We start from the raw sequence: 6000 nt of genomic DNA on the forward strand, positions 1-6000 counted from the left end.
GGACACAATCCGGAAACGTTGATCGCGACTTGTGGCCGGACGGGTGCGGCCATGCGGGTGGACGGGCGACCTCCTCCCACCCCATCTCTCCTTCCGAACGAGGAGGGGATCCGCGCCGGACGACCCATCGGCATCGGTCGCGATGCGCGGTGCCCTGATCGACCCGAGCCGACGACGATATGGGCCTTGTCCTCTACGCTCTGAAATACCGGGTCACGGTCTACGTCCTGGCCGTGCTGATGACGCTCGCCGGCGTCGCGGCGATCGTGACGACGCCGAAGGACGTGCTGCCGACCGTCGACATCCCGGTCGTCGTGATCGTCTGGACCTATAACGGCCTGTCCGCGCCGGAGATGGAGCGGCGCATCACGACCTATTCCGAGTACGGAATCTCGAACAACGTCAACAACATCGCCCGGATGGAATCGACGAGCCTGCAGGGCACGTCGGTGATGAAGGTCTATTTCGACCCGAGCGTCAGCATCGATCTCGCCATCGCGCAGGTGGTTTCGTCCACGAACTCGATCCGCGCCACGATGCCCCCCGGCGTGCAGCCGCCGGTGATCCTGCGCTTCTCGGCCTCGTCCGTGCCGGTGATCCAGCTCTCGCTGGCCTCCACGAAGGAGAGCCTCACCAAGGTCTACGATTACGCGCAGTACCGCATCCGCCAGCGGCTCGTGCAGGTGCCGGGCTCGACGCTGCCCTCGCCCTTCGGCGGCACGCCCCGGCAGATCATGGTCGATCTCGACCTGCACGCCCTCCAGGCGCTGGGCCTGACGCCCGTCGACGTGACGAACGCGATGTCGGCCCAGAACCTGACGGTGCCCTCCGGCCTCGCCAAGATCGGCGAGCAGCAATACCCGATCCGCCTGAACGCCACGCCCGAGGCGATCGAGGCGCTGAACGAGATCCCGATCAAGACCGTGAACGGCCAGCCCGTGCTCGTGCGCGACGTCGCCTACGTGCGCGACGGCGGCCCGCCGCAGGTCAACATCGTGCGCGCCGACGGCCTGCACTCGGTGCTGATGCGGATCTTCAAGAACGGCACCGCCTCGACCCTCGATGTCGTCAACAACGTCAAGAAGGCGCTGCCCGACATCCGCGCCGCCGCGCCCGAGGGCATGTCGCTGAAGCCGCTCTTCGACCAGTCGGTCTTCGTCTCGGCGGCGATCGAGGGGGTGATGCACGAGGCGGCCATCGCCGCCTGCCTCACCGGCCTGACGATCCTGCTCTTTCTCGGCTCGTGGCGCTCCACCATCGTGGTGCTGATCTCGATCCCGCTCTCGATCCTCACCTCGCTCGCGGTGCTGGGGGCGCTCGGCGAGACCATCAACGTGATGACGCTGGGCGGCCTTGCGCTCGCCGTCGGCATCCTCGTCGACGACGCGACGGTCGCGATCGAGAACACCTATCGGCTCTTCGAGGAGGGCGAGCCCTTCCGCAAGTCGGTGGCGGAGGGCGCGGCCAGCATCGCCAAGCCGACGCTGATCTCGACGCTCTCGATCTGCGCGGCCTTCACCTCGGTCTTCGCGCTCACCGACACGCCGAAATACCTGTTCACCCCGCAGGCGCTCGCGGTCGTCTTCGCGATGCTGACCTCCTACCTGCTGTCGCGCACCCTGGTCCCGGTGCTGATCGACGTGCTGGTGGCGCGCGAATACGCCCTGCATCACGGCGAGGCGCCGCCGGCCCGGCAGGGGCGCGTCGCCCGCGCGCTCGCCCTCCTCGGCCGCCCGTTCTTCTCGGTGGCCGGCCGGTTCCGGCACGGCTTCGAGGCGCGCTTCGCCCGCTTCCACCGGGGCTATCTCGGGCTCCTCCATGCCGTGATCCGCCATCCCGTGGCGACGGTCGGCGTCGTCGCGATCGTCTTCGCGGGCACCGCCGGGCTGTTCAGCTTCGTCGGGCAGGATTACTTCCCGCAGGTCGCCTCGAGCCAGATGACGCTCCACCTGCGCACCCGCCCCGGCATGCGCATCGAGACCGCGGAGCAGGTCTTCGCGGAGGTCGAGAAGACCGTCCGCGAGGTCATCCCCGAGCACGAGATCGACCAGATCCTCGACAATATCGGCCTGCCCTCGAACAACTACAATTTCGCGTTCTCGGACGGCTCGTTCGTCGCCTACAACGACGGCCAGATGCTCATCAACCTGAAGGAGGGGCACGGCTCGGTCGCGGCCTACACGAAGCGGCTGCGCGAGGTGCTGCGCGAGCGCTTCCCCGACGTGACCTTCTATTTCCAGCCCTCGGACATCATCACCCAGATCCTGAATTTCGGCACGCTCGCGCAGATCGACATCCAGGTGTCGGGCCGGAACGCCGAGAAGGACCTCGCGGTCGCGCAGACCATGGTCCGGCGGGTGAGCGAGATCCGCGGCGCGGTCGACGTGCATCTCCACCAGATCGTCAACACGCCGCAATTCTTCGTGGACGTCGACCGCCGCCTCGCCTCCGAATTCGGCCTGACGCAACAGCAGGTGGCGCAGGGCCTCAACGTCTCGCTCTCGGGCTCCTTCCAGGTCACGCCGAACTTCTGGACGGACCCGAAGACAGGCATCCCCTACCAGCTCTGGGTGCAGACGCCGGAATACCGCAACGATTCGCTCACCGCCCTCCAGAACACGCCGCTCCTCGTGCAGGGCGGATCCGACCAGCCGGGCGTCCTGACGCTCCTCTCCAGCGTCTCGTCATTCCGGCGGGAGGGCACGCAGACGGTGATCAACCACGTCAATACGACGCCGACCTACAACATCTACGCGGCGGTGCAGGATTCCGACCTCGGCTCGGTGGCCCGCGAGATCCGCAGGATCGTGGACGAGGAGCAGAAGACGCTGCCCGCGCCGGACAAGATCACCCTGCGGGGCCAGATCGAGAACATGGATTCGGCCTTCTTCCGCCTCGGCATCGGCCTCGCCATCGCGCTCGTGGCCGTCTACCTCCTGATGGCGGTGAACTATCAGAGCTGGGGAGACCCGTTCGTCGTCCTGGCTGCCCTGCCGCTCGCGTTCTGCGGCATCGTCGCGAGCCTGTTCATCACGGGCACGACCTTCTCGATCCCCTCGCTCTTCGGCGCGATCATGTCGGTCGGCATCGCCTCGGCGAACTCGATCCTGCTCGTCACCTTCGCCAAGGAGCACCGGGAGGCCACGGGCTGCAGCGCCGTCGAGGCGGCGGTGCTGGCCGGCGAGACCCGGCTGCGGCCGGTGCTGATGACGGCGGGCGCCATGTTCCTCGGCCTGATCCCGATGGCGCTCGGCACGGGCGAGGGCGGCGAGCAGAACGCGGCCCTCGCGCGCGCCGTGATGGGCGGCATCGCCTTCGGCACGCCCTCGACGCTGCTCTTCGTGCCCTTCCTCTACACGCTGCTGCGGCGCGGCGACGTCAGGCCGCCGCAGGATTACGTGTGAGTGGCAGCCGCCGTGCCTCTCCACCTCTCCCGTTCGGGAGAGGGGCACCGCGCGCCGAGGCGGCGTTCGAGGAAACGCGGAGCTTAGCGTGACGGAGTGAGCGCGCTCACTCCGCCGCGCGGACCCGCGCTCCGGGGACCAGCGCCTCGACGGCGCCGGGAAGCTCGCTGAAATGGGAGATCACCCGGTCGGGCCCGAGGTCCTGCACCGGCGTGTCGGTGTAGCCGAAGGTGACCGCGACGACGGGGATGCCCGCGGCCTTCGCCGCGTCGACGTCGGAGCGGGAATCACCGACCATCACCGAGCGCGCGGGATTGCCCTTCGCCCGCTCGATCGTCGAGGTGATGTGGCGCGGGTCGGGCTTGAAGTAGGGGAAGGTCGCGCGCCCGCAAATCGCGGCGAATCGATCGCCGATGCCGAGCTTGTCGAGCAGGTCGACGGCGTGCTCCTCCACCTTGTTCGTGCAGACCGCGAGGAGGAAGCCATCGGATTGCAGGCTGTCCAGCGCCTCGACGAGGCCTTCGTAGAGGTGCGAGTGGTCGCACAGGTGCGCCCCGTAATGCTCCAGGAACTCGCCGAACAGGCGCTCCAGGCGCTCGGTCGAGAGCGGTTCACCGGCCGCCGTGAAGCCCCGCTGGATCAGTGCCTTGGCGCCGGCGCCGATCATGTCGCGGGCCTCCTCCAGAGGCAGCGGCGGCAGGCCCTCGCGTCGGAGGAGCACGTTGAGCGTGCCGACGAGGTCGCCCGCGGTCTCGGCGAGCGTGCCGTCGAGGTCGAATACGGCGATCGGCGGCAGGGACATCGGCTCTCTCGTCTTCCTTGCAAGGACGCACCTCGCTAGCGGCCCCGGCTCTGAGCCGCAACCCGACGCGGCGGCGCAGGATCTTTGCGGCACCTCCCCAGAAGTGAGGAAGCGGACGAGGTGCGGGCATGCGACGGTGCGCCGGCAAACGGAGGGATGCGCGGGAGCCGGGGCGCCCCGCCATGCCGATTGCCGACGGACGAGGCGGCTTCCCGCGACATCGACCGGCGTCCTCCCACGTCACCAGGAGCGATCGTCATGCGGACCCGTCTCAGCGTCTCTCGCCTTGCCGCCGGTGCGGCGCTCGCGTCCGGTGTCCTGCTCCTGCCGGTTGCGGCGCAGGCGGCCTGCGTCGGCTTCGCGAGCTGCCAGACCTCGGGCAACAAGTTCGCTGCCGGGGGCGCGGCTCAGAAGGTCGGCACGCCCGCCTTCAAGCCCGCGACGGGGGTGAACCCGCAGAAGCTGATCGGCAACGACGGCAGCACCCTCATGGGCAAGGGCGGCAACATCCTCAGTCCCGGCAACGTGAATCCGGGCTTCAGGGCGCGCTGAATCAAGCGGATGACGGGCGTTCCCCGTCCTCCCGTTACTCTCGACGCAGCGACACGGGCCGTATCCCCTGCAAGGGGCCTGGGGCACGGCAGAGAGGCGGAGGCGGGCCGCGAAGCGCGCTTCGGCGAGCCGCTCCGCCCAAGACTCGCCTGAAAGCTCGCGGATGGGACGTGCGACACCCATCCGCGAGAGCGAGCCCCCATGCTTCGGCGCTTCCCGTTTCTTCGTCCGGCCTGCCTCACGCTCGGCGTCCTCGCCGCCGGCCCCGTGCTCGCCGCCTCCTTCGAGTTCGTGCCGGCCCCCCAGATCGACCTGAACCGCGTCTACCGGGTCGACCGGGTGACGGGCGAGGTCACCTCCTGCCAGTACGGCCTGCGCGAGGGCGGCGGCATCGGCCAGACCCTCTGCTTCGGGCCGGGCGAGGGCGCGACGGCGCAGGCGCCGGGCGAGTACGGGCTCGTCGCCTCCCGCCACACCCGTGAGGCCGGTGTGTTCCGGGTGAATTACCGCAGCGGCGAGATGAGCATCTGCTACGTGCAGGTGAAGGAAGAGGTGGTCGTCTGCACGCAACAGGCGAATCCGACCGTCGGGGGCGCGGGCGAGGCCCCGACCACCGGGCCGGCGCCGGGCCGCGCGGGCCCGAGCGTGACGCCGCCGCAGGGCGGCCGGCCCTGAAGGATCGGGGCGTCGCGACCGAACATCGTCTTTTGCCCGGGCGGCGCGCGTGCTAACGGCGCCTCCGTTCCCGCCGAGGTCGACCCCGTGGCAAACATGCGTTCCCCTCATCTCCCGCTTCCCCGAGGCTCCCGGTGAGCGCGCCGGATCTCCGCAGGGCGGCGGCCGCGCGCGCGCTCGAACTCGTCGAGCCCGGCATGCGCCTCGGCATCGGCACCGGCTCGACCGCGAATGCCTTCGTGGAGCTTCTGGGCGAGCGCGTTCGGGCGGGGCTCGATCTCGTCGGGGTGCCGACCTCCGAGGCGACGCATGCGGCCGCCACGCGCGCCGGCATCCGCCTCGCGACCCTTGAGGAGGTTCCCGAGCTCGATCTGACGATCGACGGGGCCGACGAGGTCGACGACAGGCTGCGCCTCATCAAGGGCGGCGGCGCGGCCCTTTTGCGCGAGAAGATCGTGGCCTTCGCGAGCCGCCGGATGGTGGTGATCGCGGACGCGGCCAAGCGCGTCGAGACGCTCGGGGCTTTCCCGCTGCCGATCGAGGTGAACCCGTTCGGGCTCGCCGCGA

5 protein-coding genes are annotated in these 6000 nt (G+C 69.4%); 4 read left to right on the forward strand and 1 reads right to left on the reverse strand.

From position 1 onward, the window contains the following. Positions 1-179 precede the first annotated feature (179 nt). On the forward strand, positions 180-3404 hold the full coding sequence (locus tag E1J50_RS18070) for an efflux RND transporter permease subunit (protein WP_132255230.1): 3225 nt from the start codon (positions 180-182) through the stop codon (positions 3402-3404). Positions 3405-3510: 106 nt separating this feature from the next. Here the strand turns inward: E1J50_RS18070 and E1J50_RS18075 are convergent, their stop codons facing one another. Then, positions 3511-4206, reverse strand: a complete 696-nt coding sequence (locus E1J50_RS18075) for an HAD family hydrolase (protein WP_132255231.1) — start codon at positions 4204-4206, stop codon at positions 3511-3513. 258 nt (positions 4207-4464) lie between these two features. On the opposite strand from E1J50_RS18075, the gene E1J50_RS18080 reads away from it, so the two are divergent. The 3 genes from E1J50_RS18080 to rpiA form a co-directional block, all read left to right on the forward strand. Then, on the forward strand, positions 4465-4758 hold the full coding sequence (locus E1J50_RS18080) for a hypothetical protein (protein WP_132255232.1): 294 nt from the start codon (positions 4465-4467) through the stop codon (positions 4756-4758). 201 nt (positions 4759-4959) lie between these two features. Next, on the forward strand, positions 4960-5433 hold the full coding sequence (locus E1J50_RS18085; RefSeq protein ID WP_245516630.1) for a hypothetical protein: 474 nt from the start codon (positions 4960-4962) through the stop codon (positions 5431-5433). A gap of 134 nt (positions 5434-5567) precedes the next feature. Next, a partial coding sequence (gene rpiA / locus E1J50_RS18090; RefSeq protein ID WP_132255233.1) for a ribose-5-phosphate isomerase RpiA occupies positions 5568-6000 on the forward strand: 433 nt, incomplete at its 3' end.

Origin of the sequence: Methylobacterium segetis (assembly GCF_004348265.1) — a bacterium.
Lineage (GTDB): Bacteria > Pseudomonadota > Alphaproteobacteria > Rhizobiales > Beijerinckiaceae > Methylobacterium > Methylobacterium segetis.

What these genes read in the sequence shown, in the direction of transcription:
- E1J50_RS18070 (WP_132255230.1), top strand. Translation starts at nt 180, where the DNA reads ATGGGCCTTGTCCTCTACGCTCTGAAATACCGGGTCACGGTCTACGTC.
- E1J50_RS18075 (WP_132255231.1), bottom strand. Translation starts at nt 4,206, where the DNA reads ATGTCCCTGCCGCCGATCGCCGTATTCGACCTCGACGGCACGCTCGCC.
- E1J50_RS18080 (WP_132255232.1), top strand. Translation starts at nt 4,465, where the DNA reads ATGCGGACCCGTCTCAGCGTCTCTCGCCTTGCCGCCGGTGCGGCGCTC.
- E1J50_RS18085 (WP_245516630.1), top strand. Translation starts at nt 4,960, where the DNA reads ATGCTTCGGCGCTTCCCGTTTCTTCGTCCGGCCTGCCTCACGCTCGGC.